At 47.2% G+C, this 24,615-nt stretch carries 23 protein-coding genes; 11 read left to right on the top strand and 12 right to left on the bottom strand.

Annotated elements, in window-relative coordinates; translation table 11 throughout:
• Positions 1–11 precede the first annotated feature (11 nt).
• Positions 12–503, top strand: coding sequence for a type II secretion system protein M (locus ONE56_RS00605; RefSeq protein ID WP_331437263.1), 492 nt, complete (start codon positions 12–14; stop codon positions 501–503).
• A 1-nt stretch (position 504) separates the two neighbouring features.
• Positions 505–1,266: a type II secretion system protein N gene (locus ONE56_RS00610; protein WP_331437262.1), complete on the top strand. Its 762-nt coding sequence runs from the start codon at positions 505–507 to the stop codon at positions 1,264–1,266.
• A 143-nt stretch (positions 1,267–1,409) separates the two neighbouring features.
• Here the strand turns inward: ONE56_RS00610 and cysQ are convergent, their stop codons facing one another.
• From cysQ to ONE56_RS00630, 4 genes are all read right to left on the bottom strand, one after another.
• Positions 1,410–2,243, bottom strand: a complete 834-nt coding sequence (cysQ, locus tag ONE56_RS00615) for a 3'(2'),5'-bisphosphate nucleotidase CysQ (RefSeq protein WP_041156260.1) — start codon at positions 2,241–2,243, stop codon at positions 1,410–1,412.
• 43 nt (positions 2,244–2,286) lie between these two features.
• Positions 2,287–2,850, bottom strand: a complete 564-nt coding sequence (gene nudE, locus ONE56_RS00620; RefSeq protein WP_041156259.1) for an ADP compounds hydrolase NudE — start codon at positions 2,848–2,850, stop codon at positions 2,287–2,289.
• Between the two features lie 162 nt (positions 2,851–3,012).
• Positions 3,013–3,597, bottom strand: coding sequence for a Fe-S biogenesis protein NfuA (gene nfuA / locus ONE56_RS00625; RefSeq protein WP_041156258.1), 585 nt, complete (start codon positions 3,595–3,597; stop codon positions 3,013–3,015).
• A gap of 97 nt (positions 3,598–3,694) precedes the next feature.
• Positions 3,695–4,426, bottom strand: coding sequence for a ComF family protein (locus ONE56_RS00630; protein ID WP_423840058.1), 732 nt, complete (start codon positions 4,424–4,426; stop codon positions 3,695–3,697).
• Between the two features lie 84 nt (positions 4,427–4,510).
• Here ONE56_RS00630 and bioH point away from each other — a divergent pair, with 84 nt between their 5' ends.
• The gene (bioH, locus tag ONE56_RS00635) at positions 4,511–5,311 is read left to right on the top strand and encodes a pimeloyl-ACP methyl ester esterase BioH (RefSeq protein WP_331437260.1); all 801 of its coding nucleotides are present in this window, start codon (positions 4,511–4,513) and stop codon (positions 5,309–5,311) included.
• Between the two features lie 93 nt (positions 5,312–5,404).
• Positions 5,405–5,869 carry an ATP-dependent Lon protease gene (locus ONE56_RS00640; protein WP_331437259.1) on the top strand — a complete coding sequence of 155 codons (465 nt, stop codon included), beginning with the start codon at positions 5,405–5,407 and terminating at the stop codon, positions 5,867–5,869.
• Between the two features lie 91 nt (positions 5,870–5,960).
• Here ONE56_RS00640 and ONE56_RS00645 read toward each other — a convergent pair whose 3' ends face one another.
• On the bottom strand, positions 5,961–8,276 hold the full coding sequence (locus ONE56_RS00645; RefSeq protein WP_423840059.1) for a Tex family protein: 2,316 nt from the start codon (positions 8,274–8,276) through the stop codon (positions 5,961–5,963).
• A gap of 199 nt (positions 8,277–8,475) precedes the next feature.
• On the opposite strand from ONE56_RS00645, the gene ONE56_RS00650 reads away from it, so the two are divergent.
• The 6 genes from ONE56_RS00650 (at position 8,476) to ONE56_RS00675 (ending at position 14,713) form a co-directional block, all read left to right on the top strand.
• Positions 8,476–10,386, top strand: coding sequence for a RimK/LysX family protein (locus ONE56_RS00650; protein WP_423840481.1), 1,911 nt, complete (start codon positions 8,476–8,478; stop codon positions 10,384–10,386).
• A 9-nt stretch (positions 10,387–10,395) separates the two neighbouring features.
• Complete coding sequence (gene greB, locus ONE56_RS00655) at positions 10,396–10,878, top strand: transcription elongation factor GreB (protein WP_423840060.1); 483 nt, start codon at positions 10,396–10,398, stop codon at positions 10,876–10,878.
• Positions 10,879–10,986: 108 nt separating this feature from the next.
• Positions 10,987–11,706, top strand: a complete 720-nt coding sequence (gene ompR, locus ONE56_RS00660; RefSeq protein WP_041156253.1) for a two-component system response regulator OmpR — start codon at positions 10,987–10,989, stop codon at positions 11,704–11,706.
• A gap of 141 nt (positions 11,707–11,847) precedes the next feature.
• Positions 11,848–13,140 carry a two-component system sensor histidine kinase EnvZ gene (gene envZ / locus ONE56_RS00665; RefSeq protein ID WP_423840061.1) on the top strand — a complete coding sequence of 431 codons (1,293 nt, stop codon included), beginning with the start codon at positions 11,848–11,850 and terminating at the stop codon, positions 13,138–13,140.
• Positions 13,141–13,455: 315 nt separating this feature from the next.
• Complete coding sequence (locus ONE56_RS00670; protein WP_423840062.1) at positions 13,456–13,788, top strand: hypothetical protein; 333 nt, start codon at positions 13,456–13,458, stop codon at positions 13,786–13,788.
• A 10-nt stretch (positions 13,789–13,798) separates the two neighbouring features.
• Positions 13,799–14,713, top strand: a complete 915-nt coding sequence (locus tag ONE56_RS00675) for a hypothetical protein (RefSeq protein ID WP_423840063.1) — start codon at positions 13,799–13,801, stop codon at positions 14,711–14,713.
• A 68-nt stretch (positions 14,714–14,781) separates the two neighbouring features.
• On the opposite strand, the gene ONE56_RS00680 is transcribed toward ONE56_RS00675, so the two are convergent.
• The 7 genes from ONE56_RS00680 to gmk form a co-directional block, all read right to left on the bottom strand.
• Positions 14,782–16,170: a nucleobase:cation symporter-2 family protein gene (locus ONE56_RS00680; RefSeq protein ID WP_331437254.1), complete on the bottom strand. Its 1,389-nt coding sequence runs from the start codon at positions 16,168–16,170 to the stop codon at positions 14,782–14,784.
• A 274-nt stretch (positions 16,171–16,444) separates the two neighbouring features.
• On the bottom strand, positions 16,445–18,526 hold the full coding sequence (gene recG / locus ONE56_RS00685; RefSeq protein ID WP_423840064.1) for an ATP-dependent DNA helicase RecG: 2,082 nt from the start codon (positions 18,524–18,526) through the stop codon (positions 16,445–16,447).
• A gap of 170 nt (positions 18,527–18,696) precedes the next feature.
• Entirely contained in the window at positions 18,697–18,852 is a 156-nt protein-coding gene (locus ONE56_RS00690) for a hypothetical protein (protein ID WP_423840065.1), read from the bottom strand.
• 56 nt (positions 18,853–18,908) lie between these two features.
• A complete protein-coding gene (gene trmH, locus ONE56_RS00695) occupies positions 18,909–19,592 on the bottom strand; it encodes a tRNA (guanosine(18)-2'-O)-methyltransferase TrmH (protein WP_331437252.1) in 684 nt (227 codons plus the stop codon).
• A 62-nt stretch (positions 19,593–19,654) separates the two neighbouring features.
• A complete protein-coding gene (spoT, locus tag ONE56_RS00700; RefSeq protein ID WP_041156247.1) occupies positions 19,655–21,775 on the bottom strand; it encodes a bifunctional GTP diphosphokinase/guanosine-3',5'-bis pyrophosphate 3'-pyrophosphohydrolase in 2,121 nt (706 codons plus the stop codon).
• A 39-nt stretch (positions 21,776–21,814) separates the two neighbouring features.
• Positions 21,815–22,087, bottom strand: coding sequence for a DNA-directed RNA polymerase subunit omega (gene rpoZ, locus ONE56_RS00705; RefSeq protein ID WP_005379346.1), 273 nt, complete (start codon positions 22,085–22,087; stop codon positions 21,815–21,817).
• A 210-nt stretch (positions 22,088–22,297) separates the two neighbouring features.
• Positions 22,298–22,921, bottom strand: a complete 624-nt coding sequence (gene gmk / locus ONE56_RS00710) for a guanylate kinase (RefSeq protein ID WP_041156246.1) — start codon at positions 22,919–22,921, stop codon at positions 22,298–22,300.
• A 667-nt stretch (positions 22,922–23,588) separates the two neighbouring features.
• Between gmk and ONE56_RS00715 the strand changes: the two genes are divergently transcribed.
• Positions 23,589–24,614 (top strand): ABC transporter permease subunit, encoded by a 1,026-nt coding sequence (locus ONE56_RS00715; protein WP_041156240.1) that lies wholly within the window; start codon positions 23,589–23,591, stop codon positions 24,612–24,614.
• The last annotated feature ends 1 nt before the right edge of the window (position 24,615 follow it).

Below are 24,615 nucleotides of genomic sequence, written 5' to 3' on the forward strand. Positions count from 1 at the left end.
TTGAGGTCGGTATGAAAGATTTAATTGCTCAAGTACAAACTTGGTGGAGCAGTATCTCACAGCGTGAGCAGCGTTTGATGTTGGGGTGCTGTGTCATTGTCGTGATCGGCATACTGTATTGGGGGCTTATTCAGCCTGTGACTCAGCGCGCTGAATTGGCACAGTCACGAATTAAGAGCGAAAAACAACTACTGGTGTGGGTTCAAGACAAAGCCAATGACATTACCGCGCTGAGAAAAAGTGGTGGAGTGACTTATTCGAATCAGCCACTAAACCAGCTTATTTCTTCGTCTGCTCGCCGGTTTAAGGTTGAGTTAATTCGCGTTCAACCGCGCAATGAAAGCGTACAAGTATGGATAAAACCAGTGGCGTTCAATCAGTTGGTGGATTGGCTCCGCTACCTGAAAGAGCAACAAGGGATTGAAGTGGAATTTTTAGATATCGATCGAACAGAGCAAGCGGGGATGGTTGACGTCAACCGCCTTCAGTTTAAGCGAGGTTAAGGTGAAGCGAGCGGTACTTTATACAGGTATTTTTGTTGTTTTCTTTTCGTTGAGTCTTGTCATGGGATTGCCTGTATCTTGGGCACTTCAGCAACTGCCAACGGTAAGAGGACTCGATATTCAAGGCGCCCACGGCTCTGTTTGGCAAGGTGATGCCACCAATGTACGCTGGCAGCGTCAAAACTTAGGTGAATTAAACTGGGACTTCCAATGGTCCTCATTGTTTACAGGTAAAGCTGAGTTTGCGGTGCGCTTTGGTCGCGGCAGTGCCATGGAGGTGCGAGGTCGTGGACTGGTTGGTTATAGTCTGAGTGATGGCCCGTATGCTAAAAACTTAGTGGCATCAATACCCGCTGCTAAAGTCTTTGAACAGGTACAGCTTCCGGTCCCAATAGATGCGGAAGGTCAGCTAGAATTAAATATTCGTCATGCCACTTATGTCGCTCCTTGGTGTGGTACCGGCGAAGGCACCTTGGTTTGGAATGCCAGTCGATTACAGAGCCCGATGGGGGAGCTCGATCTAGGCCCAGTCATTGCGGACTTGAATTGTAAAGACAGTGTACTGACCACGTCTGGGGAGCAAAAAAGTAAACAGGTTTCTGCAGCGTTTTCCGCGGAGTTAATGCCAAATCAACGTTATTCTGCAAAAGCATGGTTTAAGCCAGAGGCGGAATTCCCAGCCAATATGCGTGACCAACTGAACTGGTTGGGTAACCCAAATGTAAAAGGGCAGTATGAGTTTGATTACAAGGGGCGTTTTTAGCGCGATCTCTTACCAGTAACGGATCCTCCTCATCACCATAAAAAGAGCTGCACATTGGCAGCTCTTTTTCTCTCTCTCTTTCTTACTCATGCATCTGCCTTGCTCATCATGCTGTGCGTGATCAAACAACATGTCTGAGTTACTTAACCTTTCTCTTTGTATTGTAGGATGGTATCCCAAGGCAGGCTTTCATCGCCCAACACGATAAAGTTTGGATTTTCTAACGTCTCACGTTCGTTATACGACAAAGGCTCTAATAGCGTACTGAGAATTCGTCCCCCCGCTTCCTCCACAATACATTGTGTCGCTGCCGTATCCCATTCGCCAGTCGGCCCCAAGCGTAAGTAACAGTCTACCGCTCCCTCGGCAACCAAACACGCCTTTAGTGCGGCTGAGCCGAGTGGGATAAGGTCGTAGTTCCAGGCGCTACTCATGTGGTTAGTGATTCGGTTGATATCTTGGCGACGACTGATGGCAATCGCAATGTTTTGTCCAGGGTGTTCATGGCTGTGGGTATGAATTTTCACACTTTCAGACATATCAGGGATTTTCCAGGCACCTTTACCGCTGTAGGCGTAATACGTCACACCAGAAACTGGGCCATATACGACGCCCATGGTGGGTTTGTTGTTGTCAACCAGTGCAATAATCGTGGCAAAGTCGCCACTACGAGCAATAAATTCTTGTGTGCCATCGAGTGGATCAACCAGCCAGTAGCGCTGCCATTGAGCTCGTTTTTCTAAACTGATGTCTGCGTCTTCCTCTGATAGCACTGGGATGTCGGGGGTCAACTCGCGTAATCGCTCAGTAATCAGTTTGTGGGCGGCAATATCAGCGCTGGTGACAGGAGTCTCATCACTTTTGATAAAGGCCTGATATTCCTTTTTCTGGTAAATATCGAGAATAAGTTGACCTGCACTGCGAGCGATTTCTATCACTTGAGGCAGTAGGTGGGATAGATCTTTTGTCATTGGCATAAGTGATTGTCCTTACTCACATCGATGTCATCGTTTTTGGTTGTTATTGATTGTGAGTGGTCTGAGGTAAGTGTTTCAACGCTAGCATGAGTGCCGTGATACTGCGGGCTTCACAGAAGTCTAAATGCGTTAACAGCTCTTCTGCTTGTGCAAGCGGCCAGCGTACTATTTCTAATGGTTCGGGTTCGTCCCCTTCTTGCTTTTCCGGATACAAAGATTGGCCAAGAAATAAGGTCATTTTGCTCGAAAAATAAGAAGGAGCCAGAATGACTTGTTTCAGCGGGGTTAACTGATGACAGCCAAAACCGATCTCTTCTTTTAATTCACGATCGGCGGCTTGGTGTGGTGTCTCGCCGGGGTCAATCAACCCTTTAGGGAATCCAAGTTCATAGCGTTCCGTCCCAGCCGCGTATTCACGCACGAGGAGTAAGTCACCTTGATCTGTAATGGGGACGACCATCACAGCATCTCGACCACTTGGCTTCATACGCTCATAAGTACGATGCTCACCATTAGAAAAGCGCAGATCAAGGGACTCCACTGCAAACAGTTTGGATCGAGCGACCGTCTGACAGGAGAGAATCTCTGGTGGGGTCCTTTTAGGCATAGCGCTGACTCCTTGGTGTCGTTGACTCATGGGTTAAGTGAGTAAGATTCTTAATATATGAAAAGTCTGAGTGAGTTTCTAGCTGGAATTTATCGCGCCAGACATAAAACAGATATAAAAATGGGAGACATACGCCTCCCAATTTAGCTCATTGCCCTTACTTTAGTAGTAAGAGTGATCACCGCGATCATGCTCTGTTGCATCACGAACTGCAGTTAGCTCTCCAATGAATTGATTAAGCAGTTCTTTTTCGATGCCTTCTTTGAGTGTGACGTCGACCATAGAACAACCGTTACAACCACCACCAAAGGCAACAATCGCAACGCCATCGTCCGTAATCTCAACCAGGTTGACGTGACCACCGTGCCCCGCAAGTTGTGGGTTGACCTGAGTTTGGATAACGTACTCAACACGTTCTACCAAGGGAGCATCATCCGACACTTTACGCATTTTTGCGTTTGGTGCCTTCAATGTAAGTTGCGAGCCCATTTTATCGGTCACGAAGTCAATTTCTGCATCCTCTAGGAATGGCAAGCTGAGTTCGTCCACGTAAGCTGTAAAACCGCTGTATGGGATTTCTGTGTCGGTAGACTCCACCGCTTCTGGTGGGCAGTAAGACACACCACACTCAGCGTTTTGTGTACCAGGGTTCACAACGAAAATACGAATGTTAGTGCCTTCAGGTTGTTGACCTAGAAGGTTTGCGAAATGCGTTTGAGCAGTTTCTGTAATAGTAATATTTGACACGACGAATACCCGAGTAATTTTGTAGGTTACTGCTGCTATTCTACTCTTGTTGACGTATGGATCTAGTCTTTTTGATGATAAGACATGGCACTGCGTTCTAGAGTGAATCAGGAGCGGCGGTTCTGCAGATGCAGTAAATATCAATCCTTTCGACCCCAACTTCAAGCAGTAAATAACATAATTGTCGAATCGTACTCCCAGTCGTTACGACGTCGTCAACGATCGCGACATGCGAAGACGTTGGCCTTTTATTCAGCACAAATACACCTTTTAAGCTCTGCTCTCGGCTCGATTTCTTCCTGCCTCGTTGTGAAGCGGAGTGTTTAACACGTCGAAAAATGCTCGAATCAAACTCACCGTTCAGATGCTTAGCCAAGTGCCGGGCAAGGACGTCGCTTTGATTGAATCCTCGTTGTAAGTAGCGTCGCCAGTGTAGGGGAACACTAGTAATGAGAGGGGCGGGGCCCGGAATGCGCTCGGCAAGCAATTGTGTCATGGCGTTCACGTGCCAAGACTCGCCATGATCTTTAAAACGTTGTACTTCTTGACTTAGCGGGTAACCATAATTGCCGAGGGTAAACAAATACTGCCAAGGTGGAGGATCCGATAAGCAGTCACCGCAGATGGTTGGGTTTGGCGATGTTTGTTCATCATCGGGGAGAGCCAAACCACATTGTATACAGCGATATTCAGGAGCCAAGTGCGCCAAGCATGATGGACACCAGCGTAAAGGGTTCGATGTGGATTCGTGTGTTAACGGCAACCGACATAAGCCACACTGGCTGCCCATTACACGATGCATGATGTTTTGCCACTGATGAGATATCATACGATTTATTCAAGGTTGGATGACCTATAGGCTAACGCTTGGCGCACGTTTATAGGCATAGGATAAGTAGGAGACATTGAGAGCATGAGCACGAATTTACACTGGCAGTCGTTTGGTTGTGGACCAGACTTGGTGCTTTTGCATGGTTGGGGGATGAATGGTGCGGTTTGGCAACAAACGGTTGAGTCTCTTCGGGCTGACTTTCGTGTCCATGTGGTTGACCTTCCCGGTTATGGGCACAGCGGCGAACATCATGGTCAAAGCTTAGCTGACATTGCCGATATGGTGCTATCAGATGCCCCTTCGCAAGCGGTGTGGTTAGGATGGTCACTGGGTGGGCTGGTGGCGACGCACATTGCACTCAATGCACCGCAGCGCGTGACGAAATTGATTACGGTGGCCAGTTCACCTAAGTTTGCTGCAGAAAAACCATGGCGTGGTATTCAACCCAATGTTCTCAGTGCGTTTACTGACCAGCTTCTGGAAGACTTTGCGCTTACGATTGAGCGCTTTATGGCGTTGCAAGCGATGGGCAGTCCGTCGGCACGAAAAGACGTGAAGCAGTTGAAGCAGGCGATATTGTCTCGCCCGCAGCCCAACCCAGATTCCTTATTAGTGGGACTCAATATGCTCGCTGAGGTGGACTTGCGTGATTCCCTAGCGACGCTTTCCATGCCGATGTTGCGACTGTATGGGCGCTTAGATGGGCTGGTACCAATCAAAGTCGCCAATGACTTAAACCAGCAGCTACCACATACCAAACAGTTTATTTTTAACCAATCTTCCCACGCCCCTTTCATAACTGAGCATGAAGCATTTTGTATGCAAGTACGTGACTTTGCTTACGAACAGCCGCAAACCGAGCAATATAAAATGCCGAAATAAGCGTAAAGTTGCTTAAACATTGGCCGATACAAAGTGTGGTAGGTTTACTCACCTACCGCCTTGACGAGTTGGGCGACCTGAGGAGGGTTCGCAATGATTGTGTCACCGACCAATGTAAGTGTGCCACTGATCGCCCCATCCGTTAATGTGCAAACAGAGCAAGTGGCGCGTGACAACCGAGTCCGAGAACCGGTGACACCGACGATGGCATTGGCGAAAACCAATGCGGAGCGCAAAGTAAAAGGTGATGACAAACGGCGGCGTCAATCCGCTTGGGATCCGGCAGAACATCCGGATTACGAAGTAGATGTTGACGTCGAAACGGAATATCACGAAGAGGCAAACGATACGTTAGATAGGCTCTTCAATTTACTGGCGCTCTCTTCGTACAGTGACACACAAGGTAAAGGCTATGCGATACGTTTTCGCTTACCCAAGCGCATTTTGGATGCTGCGATCAATCAAGGGTTAATGGAAAAGCGCCGAAAAGTGATCAGGTTTCATTATGGTCACTCAGTGGTGCCTCATACTCCGTCAGAAGTCATAGCGGTATTGTGATAGGTATGACAACTCAAACCAAAACCAAAACGCTCCAACCAGAAGCCCTGGTTGGAGCGTTTTCTTGTCTAAGTCAATTTAGTTGAGACGGCTATTTTTTGGCTTTTGCAAAGGCGGCTGCAAACGCACCACCCATTGCATTATTCGATGACGGCTCATCACGGCGTGGCTGACGACGTTGCGAATCGTTGCGGCGTGGTGCGGATGCACGTTGGCTACGGTTATCTTGTCCCGGCTCGTCGTTGAGACGCATAGAAAGAGCGATCCGCTTGCGTTGCACATCCACTTCCATCACTTTCACTTTAACGATATCGCCGGCTTTGACGACTTCGCGCGGGTCAGATACAAAACGATCAGTGAGGGCAGAGATATGTACTAAGCCATCTTGATGCACGCCGATATCGACGAAGGCACCAAAGTTGGCGACGTTCGATACCACGCCTTCTAAGATCATACCCGGCTCTAAGTCGGATACCGCGTTGACCCCTTCGGCGAAAGTCGCGGTTTTAAACTCAGGACGCGGGTCTCGCCCAGGTTTGTCGAGCTCTTTGATGATGTCTGTTACGGTCGGGACACCAAAGTTGTCATCGGTGTAGTCCACGGCGTGCAAGCCTTTTAAGAATGTCGAGTCACCGATCAGTGCTTTGATGTCCTTGCTATTTTTCTCTGCGATGGCTTTTACGACAGGGTACGCCTCCGGGTGAACTGAAGAGGCATCAAGCGGGTTTTTACCATCCATAATACGCAAAAATCCAGCACATTGCTCAAACGCTTTTGGCCCTAAACGCGGCACTTTTTTGAGCGTAGTACGTGCATCAAAGCGGCCATTTTCATCACGGAAGCCAACGATATTTTGTGCGATGGTGGTGGACAGGCCCGCCACGCGAGTTAACAGTGCCGCAGATGCTGTGTTAACGTCAACACCGACCGCGTTTACACAGTCCTCTACCACGGCATCCAAACGTTTAGCCAGCATCGATTGGCTCACATCGTGCTGATATTGACCTACACCAATAGATTTCGGATCGATTTTCACCAACTCTGCCAGTGGATCTTGCAGACGTCGAGCAATAGAGACTGCACCACGCAGTGACACATCCATATTCGGGAATTCATTCGCTGCCAGTTCCGACGCTGAGTAAACCGAGGCTCCGGCTTCGCTGACCATGATCTTTTGTACTTTCAGATTGCCACGTTTAATGACATCGGCCACGAAGCTGTCGGTTTCGCGTGATGCCGTGCCATTACCGATGGCAATCAGATCGATGTTGTACTTACGGACTAACTGGTCAACGATTTGCGCGGATTTATCGTATTGATTTTGCGGTGGGTGAGGGTAGATAGTCTCGGTCGTCAACACTTTGCCAGTAGAATCGACCACCGCGATTTTAGAGCCGGTACGCAGACCCGGATCCAGACCAAGCGTGGCTCGTGGGCCAGCAGGTGCGGCCATCAAGAGGTCTTTTAAGTTAGTTGCAAAGACTTCAATCGCTTCGATTTCCGCGCGTTCTTTCATCGCACCCATCAGTTCGGTTTCCATGTGCATCGACACTTTGATGCGCCATGCCCAGCTGATCACTTGTTTGCGCCATGCATCCGCAGGCGCACTGCTTAAGGTTACGCCATAGTGATCGGCAATGATGGTTTCACAGTACGATTGGCGCACGCCTTCTTCTTGCTCCGGATCGGCATTCATGGCGAGCGTCAGGAAGCCTTCATTACGACCACGCAGCATAGCCAGAGCACGGTGTGACGGTACTTTGTTCAACGGTTCATTGTGGCTAAAGTAATCTTTAAACTTCTCGCCTTGCTGCTCTTTGCCTTCAACCACACGAGAAACAAGCTCTGCATGTCGGTTTAAGTGGTTACGAATCTTTTCCAGTAAATTTGCATCTTCTGCAATGCGTTCCATGATGATGGCACGAGCGCCATCCAAAGCGGCTTTGGTATCAGCGATGCCTTTTTCAGCATCAATGTACTTACTGGCTTCACTTTCTGGTTCGGTTTGTGGTTGGTGCCAAAGGGTATCGGCCAAAGGCTCTAAGCCAGCTTCAATGGCGATTTGACCCTTGGTTCGACGCTTGGGCTTATAAGGGAGGTAAAGGTCTTCAAGGCGAGTTTTGCTGTCTGCCTGAGTGATTTCTTGCTCTAGCTCGGGGGTTAACTTACCTTGCTCTTGGATGGACTTGAGTATGGTTTGACGACGATCGTCCAGCTCTCTAAGGTAAGACAGACGGCTGTCCAGAGTTCGTAATTGAGTATCATCCAGTCCGCCGGTCACTTCTTTACGGTAACGTGCGATAAAAGGGACTGTGTTACCATCATCAATTAGGGTGACGGCAGCATTAACTTGCTCTGGGCGAACATTGAGTTCTTGAGCAATCATACGACAGATAGCTTGGCTCATCCGTGGGTTCTCTTTTGATTCATTGGCTGTTAATACGAGTAAACATTGGGGTCATTCATCGAATTTGCAATGTTTTAAACGAATTTACTCAGCGCTGGTGGACATCAGTCATGTTTGTGTCAAAACTTTAGGTAAATTGAGAACTTATAACTTCATTTATCAACTAATGAGTATCACTCAGATCATACGGATAATAATGATGATGAAAAAAATGTCTTTGGCTCTGGTACTTACGAGTGCCTTACTTGCTTCCCCGTTGAGCTGGGCTCAAGCGCTTTCGGCGACCACGCAAGATCCAATTTACCAGCTCGATGGAAAAGTGATCTTAGGTCGGGTTGAAAGTGTTTACTACAGTGATATCCCAAAATTAAAGGATGTGCCATTCATCGGTAAAATCGATACGGGTGCGGATACCACCTCAATGCATGCAGAAAACATTCATCTTTACAGTAATAATCCTGAATTCAAAACATTAAAAGACAATGAGTTGATGTGGGCTATCTTTGGCGACTTGATCGGAACCGACGGTTCGTGGGACGCAGAAAAGTTTCATTCGTCGAGTATTGATCCGGAAGATTTTGATGCTTACCAAGTGCACGTTACGTTCACCATTCCCCATCCATTGACAGGAGAGGCGGTTAAAGTTGACGACGAACTAGAAAGACTCAGTGTCATTCGTAACCGAACCAGCAAAACGCCGATTCTGCGTCCAACGATTGATTTGCCGCTGACGATTGCGGGCAAAACCGTAAATACCGAGGTTAACCTGACCAAGCGTACCCAATTTTCTGCACCGATACTAATTGGTAAAACGTTTTTAAAAGATAATGCTTGGGTGTTCGCTGGCTACGATTATCTGCAAGAGCAACCGAATGCCACCATGATGGGTAAAAAAGAAATCGTTGAAGTGGAAGGCATACCTTATAAAGTCAGTATATCTACCACCAGTCGTTACACCAACGTGCATGCGTTAGATATTCACGTTGATGAAAAGAACAAGCAAGTCTCGTTCACGTTAGAAGGTGAAAATGGTAAGCGCCATCCGATGACCTTACCTTTGGTCCGGATGTTAAAAACGACCAAAAGTGAACGACCGCTGGTGTACTTACCGGTCAAAGTGAGTGACAACCAAACCCAATATTGGCTGGTTTACTTGCGCGACCGTAGCAAGTTCAGCTCGCAAATTCGTCTTGGCCGAGACGTGGCCAGCCAGCACTTTGTTATCGATACTGACAGAGAAAATATGCTGGGTGGAGTAGAAAAAACCTTTAGCCATGCATTGAAATCGAAACCGTTGGTGATTTCTCCTGAAGAAGAAGTCAGTATTGACGGTTACACCGTTCCTGCCTACCCAACCTTTACCGTTAAAACGCCATTACTAAGGGTTCACAGCTTCGAGATCAGTGGTAAAGGCAAAGACGAAGTGGTGACCTTTTATTTGACCAATAAAAAGGGCAAAGAAGAGAAAGTAACCAAACCAGTGGTGAAGAAACTCAAAGTTGGTGACATGGTACGTCCAGTTGTAGAAGGGAACTTTTTATTTGGTCGCAAAGAAACCTCAATGGAATTTGCCATCGATGTCCTGGATAAAGATGAGAAGCAGCCATTTTTTGTATTCGGTCATGACATCACGCAAGGGGGAGTGCTGCTCAACACTCGCGCCGATCACTTGCTTGATGCGCGTCCCTTATTCCGAGCGGGTCACATTGAAGTCGCAGAAGTTGAGGGGATGTTCTTTCCGGTTAAGCTCGACACCGGCGCAGATATCAGCTCGATTAATGCGAAAGACATCAAGTCATTTCAAAAAGACGGTAAAGACATGGTGACGTTCACTTATCAGAACGACTTGGGCATGGAAAAAACGTTTACCCGTGAAGTCGTCGACGTGATGCGCATTAAGGCGAAGAAAGGGGAAAAGGTTAACGTTCGTCCTGTGGTTGAAATGCACGTTAAGTTAGGTCAGCTAGAGAAGAAAATCCGGGTGAACCTACAAGACCGTGCGCGTTTTCATTACAGCATGATCTTAGGTAAAAATTTCTTAAAACACGGTGCACTGGTATCCAGTGACCAGAACTACATCGTGACGGAAAAACCAGAGTATGAAAAATAAGGAATTAAGTTGAAAACCAAGCTCATTACGCGTGAAGGTTATAACAAACTCAAACAAGAGCATGATTATCTGTGGCACGAGCAGCGCCCAGAGATCACCAAAATCGTCACTTGGGCTGCCAGTCTGGGTGACCGCTCGGAGAACGCGGACTACACCTTCAACAAACGATTACTGCGTCAGATTGATCGCCGTGTGCGCTTTCTTCGCAAGTTTTTACCGGAAGTCACCGTGGTCGATTACTCCACACAACAAGAAGGTAAAGTCTTTTTTGGTGCTTGGGTTGAAATCGAGAATGAGGCCGGGGATGTCAAAAAGTTCCGTATTGTTGGACCGGAAGAGATCTATGGTGATGCAAAAGACTATATCTCGATCGACTCGCCAATGGCGAGGGCCATGCTGAAAAAGCAAGTCGATGATGAATTTACCGTCAGAACACCAGAAGGTGAGAAAGAGTGGTTCATCAATGCGATTGAGTACCAGAAAAATGGCTAAAACCTTTTAAAAGCGTGGCTAAGATAAAAAGAGTAACAATTTGCACAAGCACGGTCGAAAAAACAGTGATACATTTTTGGCAATAAACGCGGTTGAAAGGATGTTTCAATGCAAGAAAATCATAAAATTTTAGTGGTTGATGACGATGCTCGTTTGCGTGCGCTGTTAGAGCGTTACCTATCTGAGCAAGGTTTTCAGGTGCGCAGTGTTGCCAATAGTGAACAGATGGATCGCTTACTCACGCGAGAAAACTTCCATCTGATGGTGTTGGATTTGATGTTGCCGGGTGAAGATGGTTTATCCATTTGTCGCCGTTTAAGAAACGCCAACAACATGCTGCCAATTCTCATGTTGACAGCCAAAGGTGACGAAGTCGATCGTATTGTGGGTTTAGAGGTAGGGGCGGATGACTATCTGCCAAAACCATTTAACCCTCGCGAGTTACTTGCACGTATCAAAGCCGTATTGCGCCGCCAAAGCGTCGAGTTACCAGGTGCGCCAAGCAGCGAAGAAAAAATCGTAGAGTTTGGCGAGTTTCGTCTAAACCTAGGGACACGAGAAATGTTCCATGGTGATGAGGCCATGCCGTTAACCTCTGGTGAGTTTGCGGTACTTAAAGCGTTAGTGACGAATGCGCGTGAACCGATGTCACGTGACAAGTTGATGAACATGGCTCGTGGTCGTGAATATTCTGCGATGGAACGCTCTATTGATGTACAGATCTCGCGCCTTCGCCGCATGCTCGAAGACGACCCAAGCAAACCGCGTTACATTCAGACTGTATGGGGCTTAGGCTACGTCTTCGTTCCGGATGGTAAAGAAGCGTAACTCATCGCTCTTTAACGCCAGTAATTCCGTCTTCATTCTCATCTGGAATGAGGACGGTCAGTGCTCGCTGGGCCTGTGTTAACATTCTCAATGACCTGTTAACGCTCTCAGAAACGGTCTCAACCCCTTCAGGAACTTTCCATGCGAATCCGAAGTTCACTTACTCAGTCTATTCTTTTGTTTATCTCTTTGCTTCTCGCTAGCCAAGTTTTCTCTTATTACGCCGTATTTAACTATGCCTTGATGCCGAGCTTGCAGCAGTTCAATAAGATTCTCGCTCACGAGCTAAACTTAGTTCTCGATACCGAGGGGGCACTGAGATCGGACGCACCATTAAGACGCCAATTACTCGAAAGATTAGGAGTGACCGTCCACGGTGTCGATAGCGAAAAAGCCTCCGAGTATGCCCACGCGATGTCGATCGATTTGATGTCGGAAGAAATGACCCAAGAGCTAGGCTCACCGACAGAGGTACGCCTGTTTTTGGGAGATGAGAGCTACGTATTATGGATGCAGATTGAGAAATTACCCAATTCTCTGATTCGTATTCCCTTGTCAGAACTGCAAGAAGAAGACTTTGCCCCTCTGTTCCGCAACAGCTTGATCATGGCATTGCTGATCATTATCGGCGGGTGGTTGTTCATTCGTTTGCAAAATCGGCCGCTTGTCGCATTAGAGAAAGCGGCGAAAGAGGTTGGTCAGGGAGATATTCCTCCACCATTGCCTGAAAAAGGCGCCACCGAGATTCGCTCAGTGACACGAGCGTTCAATCAAATGTCGAAGGGGATCCAGCAATTAGAAGAAGACCGTGCGTTATTGATGGCGGGAATCAGCCATGACTTACGAACCCCTCTAACGCGCATTCGTTTAGCCACGGAAATGATGTCACCGGAAGACAGCTATTTAGCGGAAGGTATCATCAGCGATACCGAAGAGTGTAATGAAATCATCAGCCAGTTTATGGACTACCTGAAACCCGTAAATAAGGAATCGTTTGAACTGGTTGATATCAGTGCGATTGCGGGTGACGTTGCTAACTCCCAAAGTGGCTATGAAGCGGAAATCGAAACCGACTTGACGATAAATCTACCGCAAGCCAAAGGCAGCCCAATTGCGATAAAACGTGCGGTCAGTAATCTTGTGGTGAATGCGTTACGCTACGGCGATAGCTGGGTAAAAGTGAGCACTGGCGTGACAGCCGATAAACAACTGGTGTGGATATGCGTTGAAGACAATGGTCCTGGTATTGAGCAAAGCCAAATCGCTAAATTATTTGAACCTTTTACCCGGGGCGATACCGCGCGCGGCAGCGAAGGGACGGGACTCGGACTGGCAATTGTCAAACGTATTGTCAGCCAACATTCCGGTGCGGTGGTGATGCGTAATCGTAGCGAGGGCGGATTGATGGCACAGATCAGTTTTCCGACAAAATGATGCTTTTTTAACAGACTGATGAATCATCAGCCGAGGTTTAAGGCCCCCAGTTGTAACACGACGACTGGGGGCTTTTTTATTGTCTTTGCAACGGACTTTTGAAGGCAGAGCACCTTGCTGTAACCAGTGTGAAAATGACGTCTCATGTTGCGAACTTACAGGACACCGAAACAATTTGTTTTACTTTTCTCTGACAAAATGGGTCAAAAAACGCACTTTATCACGATTTATTTTGACAATACGGTGTAATTTATATTTTTGTTAAAACTAACTATGTATAATCCGCAAGATATGGCTCTCGAAATGATAACTAATATGAATATACCCAAAATTGTATTGTCATTGTTGGGATTGAGCTTACTCACAGGATGTGCTGAGCCAAAACCCATCGTGATGAAAGAAGCGACGCTAAAGATCCATAACTTGACTAGCGATAAAATCAGCAAAGTGACCTATAAAAGGTGCGACTCAGCGGATGAAAATGTTGTATTTGAAAACATTCGAGTTGGGCAAGTCGTAGAAAAACCAATGTCGGTCAATTGCGCGGATTTTTACGCCTACGATAGGAAAGGTAAAGTCGTCGGTAAGCAGGTCAGTGTTGAAATGCCACCTAGTTTACAGTGGAAAATAACCAATTTAGCCCATTAAGGATTGATGAATGAAAAAAACAACTTTACTCGCTCCTGCCGCATTATTGTTTTTGGCGGGTTGCAGTACCACGGATTTTTACCAGGTTAAATCTCAGTTTCGAGTGAACGATGCCGGTGAAGCGCCCGCAAGTGTGACACGTGCGCGTGGTTTTGATACCGCCTTTGATAGCATCCAAGTCATCGCGGTTAAAGCACCAGACCGTTGTATCAGTGAAACGGAGACGCAAAGTACTGGTCGAGCTACGTCTGGCAGCACGGTAATGAAAACCGAATGTGGTGTTGAGATGGCGCAAATTGAGCGCGAACTGGCGAAAGCAGGATACTCTGTCATCAGTTGGAAAATCCTTGAAAACCAAATGGCGGCGTCTAAAACGCACTTAGAAGCAGCAAAATCACTTGATGCCGATGCCTTGTTCCAAATTAACTCATTGGAGCGTACTACGTCTGCCAAAGGACAAGACGCTCGTTGGGATCGACGTTACTACAAATCTGATGCCAAAGGGGTACTGGGTGCGCCAGCTTCAGTGAAAGAAGGCACAGCAAATCAGTTAAACTACATTGCGGACCTAGAAGAGAAAGAGATTCTCCCATCATCGGACGCATTAAGTGCAACCATCAATGCGAATGTGACTTTGGTGGCAAATGCGCGAAACATTTGGTTCTACGATTGGAACCACCAAGAAGCCATTGCTAAAGATGGCGTGATTGAACACTACTCGTTGGTGCGTTGTTCTGACGAATCTGATTACTATCGTTGTCTTCCTTACATGGCGAAAAAAGAACAATCCAACGACGATGGCCTTGTTCAAGGTTCAAGCCAAGGTTTTTCTAGAAATGTAAATCTTGAAGATAAAAAGCGTTTCAAGCAAGACCAGTTGATGAAAGAAGTCATTTCAGACATGGTGAGAAACTTCTCTCGTTAATCCATCCTTAGTAAGACGCCTTTACGTTGTTCCTTAAAGGCGTCTCTTTCCCCAGTTGAGTTGATGTATTAAGACTCTTTCGCTTCTTGAGCGTTGATCTCTTCCTCTTCCAATTTTTCAGGCAGAAGCAGGTTTAACACGATCGCTGTGATACCACCAGCAGCCACACCAGTCGAAAAAATGCTCTTAATGAATTCTGGCATAAACTGTAGAATCTCGGGCTTTTGCGCAATACCCAGTCCCATTGAGAATGAGAGCGCCATGATTAAAATAGCGCGGCGGTCGAGATCGACACGAGAAATGATACGCACACCTGCAGCGGCAATTGTACCGAACATCACGATGGTTGCGCCGCCGAGCACTGGCTCAGGGATAAGCTGGACGAAGCTTGCCACACCTGGGAACAAGCCGAGTACAACCAGCATCGCCGAAATAAAATACCCTACGTAGCGGCTTGCGACGCCGGTTAGCATGATGATGCCGTTATTCTGGCTGAAGGTCGAATTTGGGAAGCTGTTTAACAGCGCCGCAATCGCGGAGTTCAGACCATCTGCCAATACGCCACCTTTGATTCGCTTCATGTATATCGGCCCTTTTACTGGCTCGCCCGACACTTCTGAAGTCGCGGTAATATCGCCAATCGCTTCCAATGCGGTGATAAAGAAAATCAGTACCAATGGAATAAACAGTGACCAGTCAAATGACAGGCCGTATTGCATCGGTACTGGCAAAGCAACTAGATCGGTTTGTCCTAATTGTGAAGTATCCACCATGCCCATCAAATAGGCCATGACATAACCGACTAACATCGCAATGACGATGGATGCAACGCGTATGTAAGGATTCTTAGAGCGGTTTAAAATCACTATCAAACCAAGAACGGTGCCTGCCAGAGCGAGCTTATCTAAGCTGCCAAACGTACCGTCACCTAGTGCTGCATAACCGCCGCCCATGGAGACCAAACCGACTTGAATCAGCGTAAGGCCAATCAACGTTACCACAATACCCGACACCAATGGCGTAATGATTCGGCGCGCATGTTCTAGCACTCGTGACAGGAGAATTTCAGCAAAAGAAGCCACCAAAATGGTGCCGAAAATCGCCGCCATCATCGTACTGATATCCGCGCCGCCTGCTTTTAACGACAAGCCCGCACCAATAATTGGACCCAAAAAGTTAAAACTGGTGCCTTGCACCGAAAGCAGCCCCGATCCCACTGGACCAAAGGTACGAATTTGAATAAAGGAGGATACACCAGACGCAAATAACGACATACTGATGATGGTGTTGGTTTGATCGGCCGGAACACCTAACGATTGACAAATGATCAACGAAGGCGTGATAACCGCAACGAACATCGCCAATAGGTGTTGAATGGCGGCAAAAATCGTTTGAGGCAATGGTGGACGATCATTGAGTTGATAGATCAGTTCCGAGGAACGGTTTGGAGTAGTCATGGTTTTTCTCGCTTGTCGCAATGTTTCTGGCCCAGAATTCGCTGAATGGGAACTTTGGGGTGAGCTGATGTTTTGATCTGTGATTGCTGTTAATCAGCATCAGCTCTGGTCGCCAGGCAATTTGCTCCACCCAAAAATGGTGTAAATGCCCTAAAATTTGTGCGCGATTATAGAGAGATTGAGACAAAAAGCAAACGATTGCTTTGTGGGGAGTTAGGTGCCGAATGAAAAAGGTAATGCTAAAGATATGCACATAAGGCAGCGTAAATCGCAGTTATGCCTTGGAATAAATATCTCGTTCGCCTAGCCAACGGTCAATAATAGCGGATGCATTCGTTGGGTAATTGTCGTGAATATGACGAGCAATACGCTGAACTTCTGGGATTAGGCGTTGATCTCGAATTAAATCCGCAATCTTAAAGTCTGCCAATCCAGTTTGCTTAGTGCCTAACAACTCACCTGGACCACGGATTTCCAAGTCCTTTTGTGCAATCACAAAGCCGTCATTACTTTCACGCAATACGCCCAAGCGCTTTTGCGCTGTTTTTGACAACGGTGAATGATAGAGCAATACACAGTGACTCGCGACGGACCCCCGTCCTACCCGACCTCGCAACTGGTGCAATTGAGCCAGACCGAGTCGCTCTGGGTTTTCGATGATCATCAAGCTGGAGTTGGGCACGTCCACTCCCACTTCGATCACGGTTGTGGCAACCAGTAGATGCAGTTTATTGTCTTTAAAATCCTGCATCACCGCTTGTTTTTCAGTGGGTTTCATTCGGCCGTGGACTAAGCCAATTTTCACATCTGGAAGTTTACGCTGCAGTTCTTCTGCGGTGTCAGCGGCGGCTTGTGCTTCTAATACTTCTGATTCATCAATCAGAGTACACACCCAATACGCTTGTTTGCCCTCATTGAGACAAGCATGACGAACTCGTTCAACAATATCATCGCGCTTGGTGTCCGGAATCGCCACGGTTTGGATCGGGGTTCTACCCGGCGGTAATTCGTCTATCACCGATGTTTCTAAGTCGGCATAAGCGGTCATGGCGAGGGTACGAGGTATCGGAGTCGCGGTCATGATCAGTTGATGCGGATAAGCGCCTTGTTTCGCGCCTTTTTCACGCAACTCCAAGCGTTGATGAACACCAAAACGGTGTTGTTCATCAATAATCACTAACGCCAGGTGGTGGAATTCGACGTGCTCTTGAAACAGCGCGTGAGTGCCCACGACCATTTGCGCCTCACCACTGGCGATGCGCGTGAGCTCAGCTTCCTTGGCTTTGCCTTTTAATTTACCTGCCAACCAGCCGACCTGAATGCCCATCGCTTCAAACCAATTGGCGAAGTTCACCGCATGCTGCTCGGCGAGTAATTCGGTGGGCGCCATCAATGCCACTTGATATCCGTGTTCAATGGCTCTTACTGCCGCCAGTGCGGCCACTAACGTTTTACCCGAACCCACATCACCTTGTACTAAACGCATCATTGGATGCGACTTCTCAAGGTCTGTTTCAATCTCTTTGACTACGCGAGTCTGAGCATTGGTGGGCGAGAACGGCAGTTGATGCAGAAGCTGGTTTTTCAGTTTGTCACAAGGCGCAAGTGGTAACGCGATGTCTTTTTGCCCTTTGCTGCGCACCGCGAGCATAGAGAGGTTTTGCGCCAGCAACTCTTCCATAATCAGGCGAATTTGCGCCGGGTGTTTTCCTTCGTCAAACTCATCCAAGTTAATGGTTGGCGGTGGTCGATGAATGGTGTGCAGCGCCTGAGACATGGTGATTTGGTGGTTGTACAGGCCGGGAGGGAGTAGTTCTTGAACTGCGGCTTTATCGAGTAGAGCTAACGCTTGTTCTGTCAGGTTGCGCAGGGTAATTTGTCTTAACCCATCGGTGGTAGGATAAACTGGGGTTAAGCTCTGTTCTACATCGGGCTTTTGCTCACTGATATAGAATTTGTAATCTGGGTGGACGATCTCTAGCCCCATCCCACCACGCTTTATTTCCCCGTAAGCATGCACTAACTTACCTTGTGCAAAGTTGTTTTTCATTGCTGCGGTGAAGTTAAAGAAACGCAAGGTAATGGTGCCGTTGCCATCGCTGATCTTAACCGTCAACATTTTGCGCTTACCGAATAGGGTATCGACTGCCATCACTTTGCCTTGCACTGCAGCCCAGAGACCGGCATGAAGTTTAGCGATGGGGTAAATGCGGGTGCGATCTTCGTAACGAAGCGGTAAATGAAACAGCAAATCCTGAACTGAATGCAGACCGACCTTAGCCAATTTTTCTGCGACTTTGGCGCCAACCCCAGAAAGTGAGTTCAATGGAACAGCAGATAACAGTTGGGCAGACATAGCAGGCTCAGAAAATGGTTAACATAGCAGTATGTTAACCATGGAGCTGTGTTTTTGTACAGGAATAAATGAATAAAAGGTCCTAGGTTATAGGATCCTAGTTCCTAGGGGGGACCCGAGGCTTCAGTATAACGGAGTCAGCATTTGTGCTTGCCGTTTTGGAATACTGATTACAGAGTACAGGAGCGTTTGATATTGAATTGGTTTGGTCGAAAAATAATCCGTAATCCGTAATCCGTAATCCGTAATCCGTAATCCGTAATCCGTAATCCGTAATCCGTAATCCGTAATCCGTAATCTGTAAGCGAAGCGTCCCGTATTCCCAAGTCTTTTCCCTAGGACCTAAAACCTAGGACCCTAGGCCCTTTCTCTTACCTAGAACCTATTTTTTTTGCATCTCTTTCCACCATGCTTCATCGGCGACGATTTGACCTTCGTCATCAAGAGGCGGGTAAGCTAAGCCTTTGCGTTTGGCCACTTTTGCCAAAACCGGATGACCGCGCTCAAACAGAATACGGTGGATGGTTTCTTGTGGTAGGGCGCTTTCTTCACGGTCGTACATGCCTGCGGCTTCACGCTGACGTTGTGCTTCATACAAAATGACTGCACTGGCCACTGAAACATTGAGGGATTGAACCATGCCTACCATAGGGACGATGATGTCTTGATCCGCAAGCTGTTTCGCTTGCTCAGAAGCACCGACTTTCTCACTGCCGAGAATGATCGCTGTTGGTTTGGTGTAGTCGATATCACGAAAATCAACTGCAGTGTCAGAAAGGTTGGTAACCAATACCTGCATACCCTGTGCTTTTAATGCCGCAATAGCAGAGTTGATGGAATCGTGTGTGTCCACCTCGACCCAGTTACGTGCCCCCGCTGAAGTATGGCTCAACGTACGCATTTTATCCGGCCAAATGGCATGAACTTTATGCAGGCCAGTGGCATCGGCGGTGCGGATCACGGCGGAGACATTGTTCGGCTTGTGGACTTCTTCGAGGCACAGAGTTAAGTCGGTTTGGCGCGCTTTCAGGACTTGGTGAATACGTTTATAGCGTTCTAAATTCATAATGTGTTTATAGGCAGGTAAAAAAATCGCCACCGAACTGACTAAGTCGGTGGCGATGGAGGTTATCTTCTTCTACGTCTGACGGTCGTTGTTTGTGGCATCGCTTTGATTTTTCGCATAATGCTAGCCAAATGAACACGATCTTTCGTGGTTAATAACACGGTGACGGTGTACAGGCGACCATCACGTTCCTCTGTGGAGAGGCCGTGGATGTTAGAACCTGTTTTAGATATCACATTGGTTAACTCAGCTAAAGCGCCCTGGCTGTTAAGCATGTCGACTTTGAGTTCAGCAATAAACTCTTTGTCGTAATCCTCAGACCAAGCTACGGCCATGTAGCGATCTGGCTCTTTTTGGTAGCCGCGAACGTTCGGACAGGTTTCACGGTGAACCACGAGACCACGCCCCGGTGACACGTGAGCAATAATGGAGTCATCTGGAATTGGATGACAACAATTGGCAAATGTCAGCAATAACCCTTCTGCGCCACGAATTGGCAGCTTGTTCTTGGCGTCGGTAGGAATCGAACTGGTGGTGGTCAACTCTTCCGTATCGCCCAATAAACGACGGGCAATAACGATGCTCATCAATTCGCCCAAACCAATTGCTGCTAATAGATCATCAATACTTTTTAAACGTAGGTCGTTTAGGACTTCTTGGACGTTTTCTGGGTAAATCGAATCAATCGAGTGGCGACCCAGTGCATGATTTAACAATCGGCGACCCAGTGTGACTGACTCTTCACGGCGCATGGTTTTTAGTACTTGGCGAATCTTAGTACGTGCGCGAGAGGTCACCACGTAGTTCAGCCAGGCGGCATTTGGCCGCGCGCCTGGCGCACTAATGATCTCAACGGTTTGACCGTTTTTCAGTGCCTTACTTAGCGGGTAAGGGTTACGGTCTACTCGCGCGCCAACGCAGGAGTTACCCACGTCAGTATGCACGGCATACGCGAAGTCAACCGCTGTAGCGCCAAGTGGTAATTCGACAATACGACCTTTAGGCGTGAAGACGTAGATTTCATCTGGGAAGAGATCCGATTTAACGTTCTCAATGAACTCAAATGAGTTCCCCGCACTTTGCTGTAGCTCCAGCAAGCTTTGCATCCAACGTTGCGCTTTCACCTGTGCGGTGGTGCCGGACTTGTCGCCCTTGTCTTTATAAGACCAGTGCGCTGCGACCCCTTTGTCTGCCATTTGGTCCATATCTTCAGTACGGATCTGAACTTCGACAGGCACGCCGTGAGGACCGACCATCGAAGTGTGCAGAGATTGGTAACCGTTGGCTTTGGGTACGGCGATATAGTCCTTCATGCGACCTGGACGAGGTTTGTACAAGCTGTGTACTTGGCCTAGAGCGCGATAACAGGTGTCGGCACTATCAACGACGACACGAAACGCATAGATATCCATAATGGTGTGGAAGCGCTGTTCTTTGGTTTTCATCTTGTTGTAGATGGAGAACAGGTTTTTCTCACGACCTAATACACGCGCTTTTAAGCCAACATCTTGCAGTCGACCTTCAATCTCGCTGTGTATACGCTGAATCATCTCTTTACGATTACCGCGTGCAGTTTTTACCACTTCTTTAAGAACGCGATACCGATTTGGATAAAGGGCTTCAAAACCCAGCTCTTCAAGCTCGGTTTTAATATTGTGAATACCAAGGCGGTGTGCGAGCGGTGAGTAAATCTCTAATGTCTCACGAGCAATACGACGTTTTTTATCTGGTCGAAGTGCGCCAAGTGTCCGCATGTTATGCGTGCGGTCAGCCAGCTTGATAAGAATGACGCGAATATCTTGCACCATTGCCAGAACCATTTTACGGAAGTTCTCTGCTTGGGCTTCTTTTCTGTCACGGAATTTGAGTTTGTCTAACTTAGAGACACCATCAACCAGCTCTGCAACGGTATTGCCGAATTGCGCTTCGAGATCCTCTTTGGTGACATCACAATCTTCGATGACATCGTGCAATAGGGCCGCTTGGAGGGTTTCGATATCAAGGCGCATTTCGGCCAAAATACGAGACACAGCAACAGGATGGATGATGTATGGTTCACCACTAGAACGGGTTTGCCCTTCATGGGCATCTCGCGCTACCACATAAGATTGACGCAGAGCCTCAATTTGAGGCTCTGTTAGGTATTCTTGGGCAACGTCTTTGAGACTATCGAATAGATACAAATTATAGGCCCGGGAGGTTGTTGAATTCTAGAGACAGAATTAACGGTTATGAGCGATGCTGCTGACTGCCGCTAGCTCTGCCGCTTCTTGCTCTTGTTGTTCTTGACGTTCACGAGCGTCGAGAACTTCTTTCGTAATTAAACCTTCTTCGATTTCGCGTAGAGCGATAACCGTCGGCTTATCGTTCTCTTCTGGCACTAGTGCATCTTTACCGCCAGTTTGCATTTGACGAGCGCGGCGAGCCGCAATCAGTACTAGGTCGAAACGGTTGCCAACTTTTTCAACAGCGTCTTGAACAGTTACGCGTGCCATGAGGACTCCAAATAGTTAACTAAAATATTAGAATGACGAGAAAGTATACAACCTAACAATGTTATTTACTAGCAATTAGGTTGCTCACGCACAGTGGGCTTTCTCGGGGATATTATTATAAGTTCTTTGCGCTGTGCAAAGTACCAAAAAATTCTTTATCTCTTACAGAGAGGCGCTTATCAATAGCGATTACTAAGATAACAACAGCGGTTACTCTGCTAACAACGCGTCAAGCATACCTTTATATTTAGCAGCTTGTTTTTCTTCCTTCAATCTTTCTGCACGCAGGATGGCTTTAAAATCCATCAATGCAGAGTCGAAGTCGTCATTAATGATGACGTAGTCGTATTCGTTGTAGTGTGATATCTCTGACTTGGCTTCTGCCATGCGCTTTGCAATGACTTCTTCACTGTCTTGACCACGTGTGTTCAAGCGACGTTCTAGCTCGCCATTTGATGGTGGCAAAATGAAGATGCTTTTTGCTTCTGGCATCTTTTCACGAATTTGACGCGCGCCTTGCCAGTCGATATCAAGGAATACGTCGATACCTTTGTTGAGTGTTTCTTCAATCCAAGCGCGTGATGTGCCGTAGTAATTCCCGAACACTTCTGCGTATTCTAAGAAGTCGCCTTTCTCGATCAAAGCTTCAAATTCGTCTTTTGCGACAAAGTGGTAGTGGATACCGTTTTCTTCACCAGGGCGCATACTGCGCGTAGTGTGAGACACAGACACTTTCATGGCGTATGTTGGGTTGCGCTCCAACATCGCTGAGATCAAGCTAGATTTACCTGCGCCGCTTGGTGCAGATACGATATAGAGAGTACCTTTGCCCATTGTACTTTTCCACTTTTGATTGGATTGATGAATGCCGAAGGAAAGGTTCGACAAAACGATAACGATAGCACTGGCTTTGTTGAATGTCGCACCAATAGGATGGAGATTGGTGGTGAATCCGCCAGAAAAATGGAGGCGAAGAGTATCATGATCTTTCCGTTGTTGCCAGTTGATCTTTTGGCACAATCACGAGAAAAACAACCACGAGAAAACCAATGGAAAAAAGGGGAAGCTTTCACTTCCCCAGGCGTGCGACTGACTCACACTTAACGCTTATTGTTTGAGTTTAACCTTGAGTCTCTAAGAAGTTGATCCAAGGGTTGGCTATGGCACGGGTCTAGGCTCATTTGCTTAGATTGAAATTCTGCGTGGGTTGTTTTTGTGGTTTTTTATCATTTTTTTCAAATATATTTCGCTTTTTTGACGCTACAAGAAGTTCGTCATGTTTTGTTTTTAAACACTTGAAGACAATGTGGATTCAAGATACATATGACGTCGAAATGATTAACCATAAGTTGTTGGAATGCAGGGAGTGTAAGCCAACATCATTGGGCGGAGTATTACTACTTCCCCTCAACTACTATGCTAAAAATACTTACCATTTTTAGGTCGGAACACGGCTCGCTATCCGGCTTGAATTGGACAGTGGACAAGGAGCAAGTTGTATATGCTGTCGTACTTTTTACGTCGTTTAGCGTTGGTTATCCCAACGTTTCTCGGTATCACTATTCTCATTTTTGCTATTACTCGCTTTGTGCCTGGTGGTCCTGTTGAACGCATGCTGTCTCAGATGCAAGCGCAGGGAGATGGTGCGGCATCCATGACCGCAGCAGGAGGTAATACCGCACTTTCTGACGACCAGATTGCTGAGCTTAACGCCTTCTATGGGCTCGATAAGCCAGTCATGGAAGCTTACGTTGAGTGGCTGGGTCGTCTCGTGACATTAGATCTTGGCGAGTCTACCCGTTATTACGAACCAGTTTCCGATATGATTGCTGAACGCCTTCCGGTATCGCTGTTTTATGGGGGGATGACGTTCTTTATCAGTTACTTTATTTCCATCCCACTCGGTTATTACAAAGCGCTCAAACACGGCTCCGTCTTCGACTCCAGCTCTTCAATACTGATCTTCGTTGGTTATGCCTTGCCGGGTTATGTGGTGGGTGTCCTTCTTATCACCTTGTTCAGTTATCACCTCGAATGGTTCCCCATGGGAGGCTTTGTTGGTGATGATTTCGATGACTATGAGACCTTCTTTGAACGCGCCAAAGACATTATGTGGCATGCGGTGTTACCGCTGATTTGTTATTTGATTGGTGACTTTGCCACGCTGACCATGACGATGAAAAACAACCTAATGGAAAACTTATCGTCGGATTACATACGTACTGCGATTGCCAAAGGCCTGCCGTTTAAAAAGGCAGTACGTAAGCACGCATTGCGTAATAGTCTGATCCCAATTGCAAGCCATTTCGGAAACTCCTTATTGTTCTTCATGACAGGTGCTTTCTTGATTGAAGTAATTTTTAACATCGACGGTATTGGCCTGTTGGGATACGAATCCATCATGGAGCGTGATTATCCTGTGGTAATGGGTATTGTTGCCATCAACGCGATATTGCTGCTGATCGGTAACATTGTTTCCGATATCTGTGTTGCTTTAGTCGACCCACGTGTGAAGTTTGGAGCGTAAT

Origin of the sequence: Vibrio mytili, assembly GCF_049563345.1 — a bacterium.
GTDB lineage: Bacteria > Pseudomonadota > Gammaproteobacteria > Enterobacterales > Vibrionaceae > Vibrio > Vibrio mytili.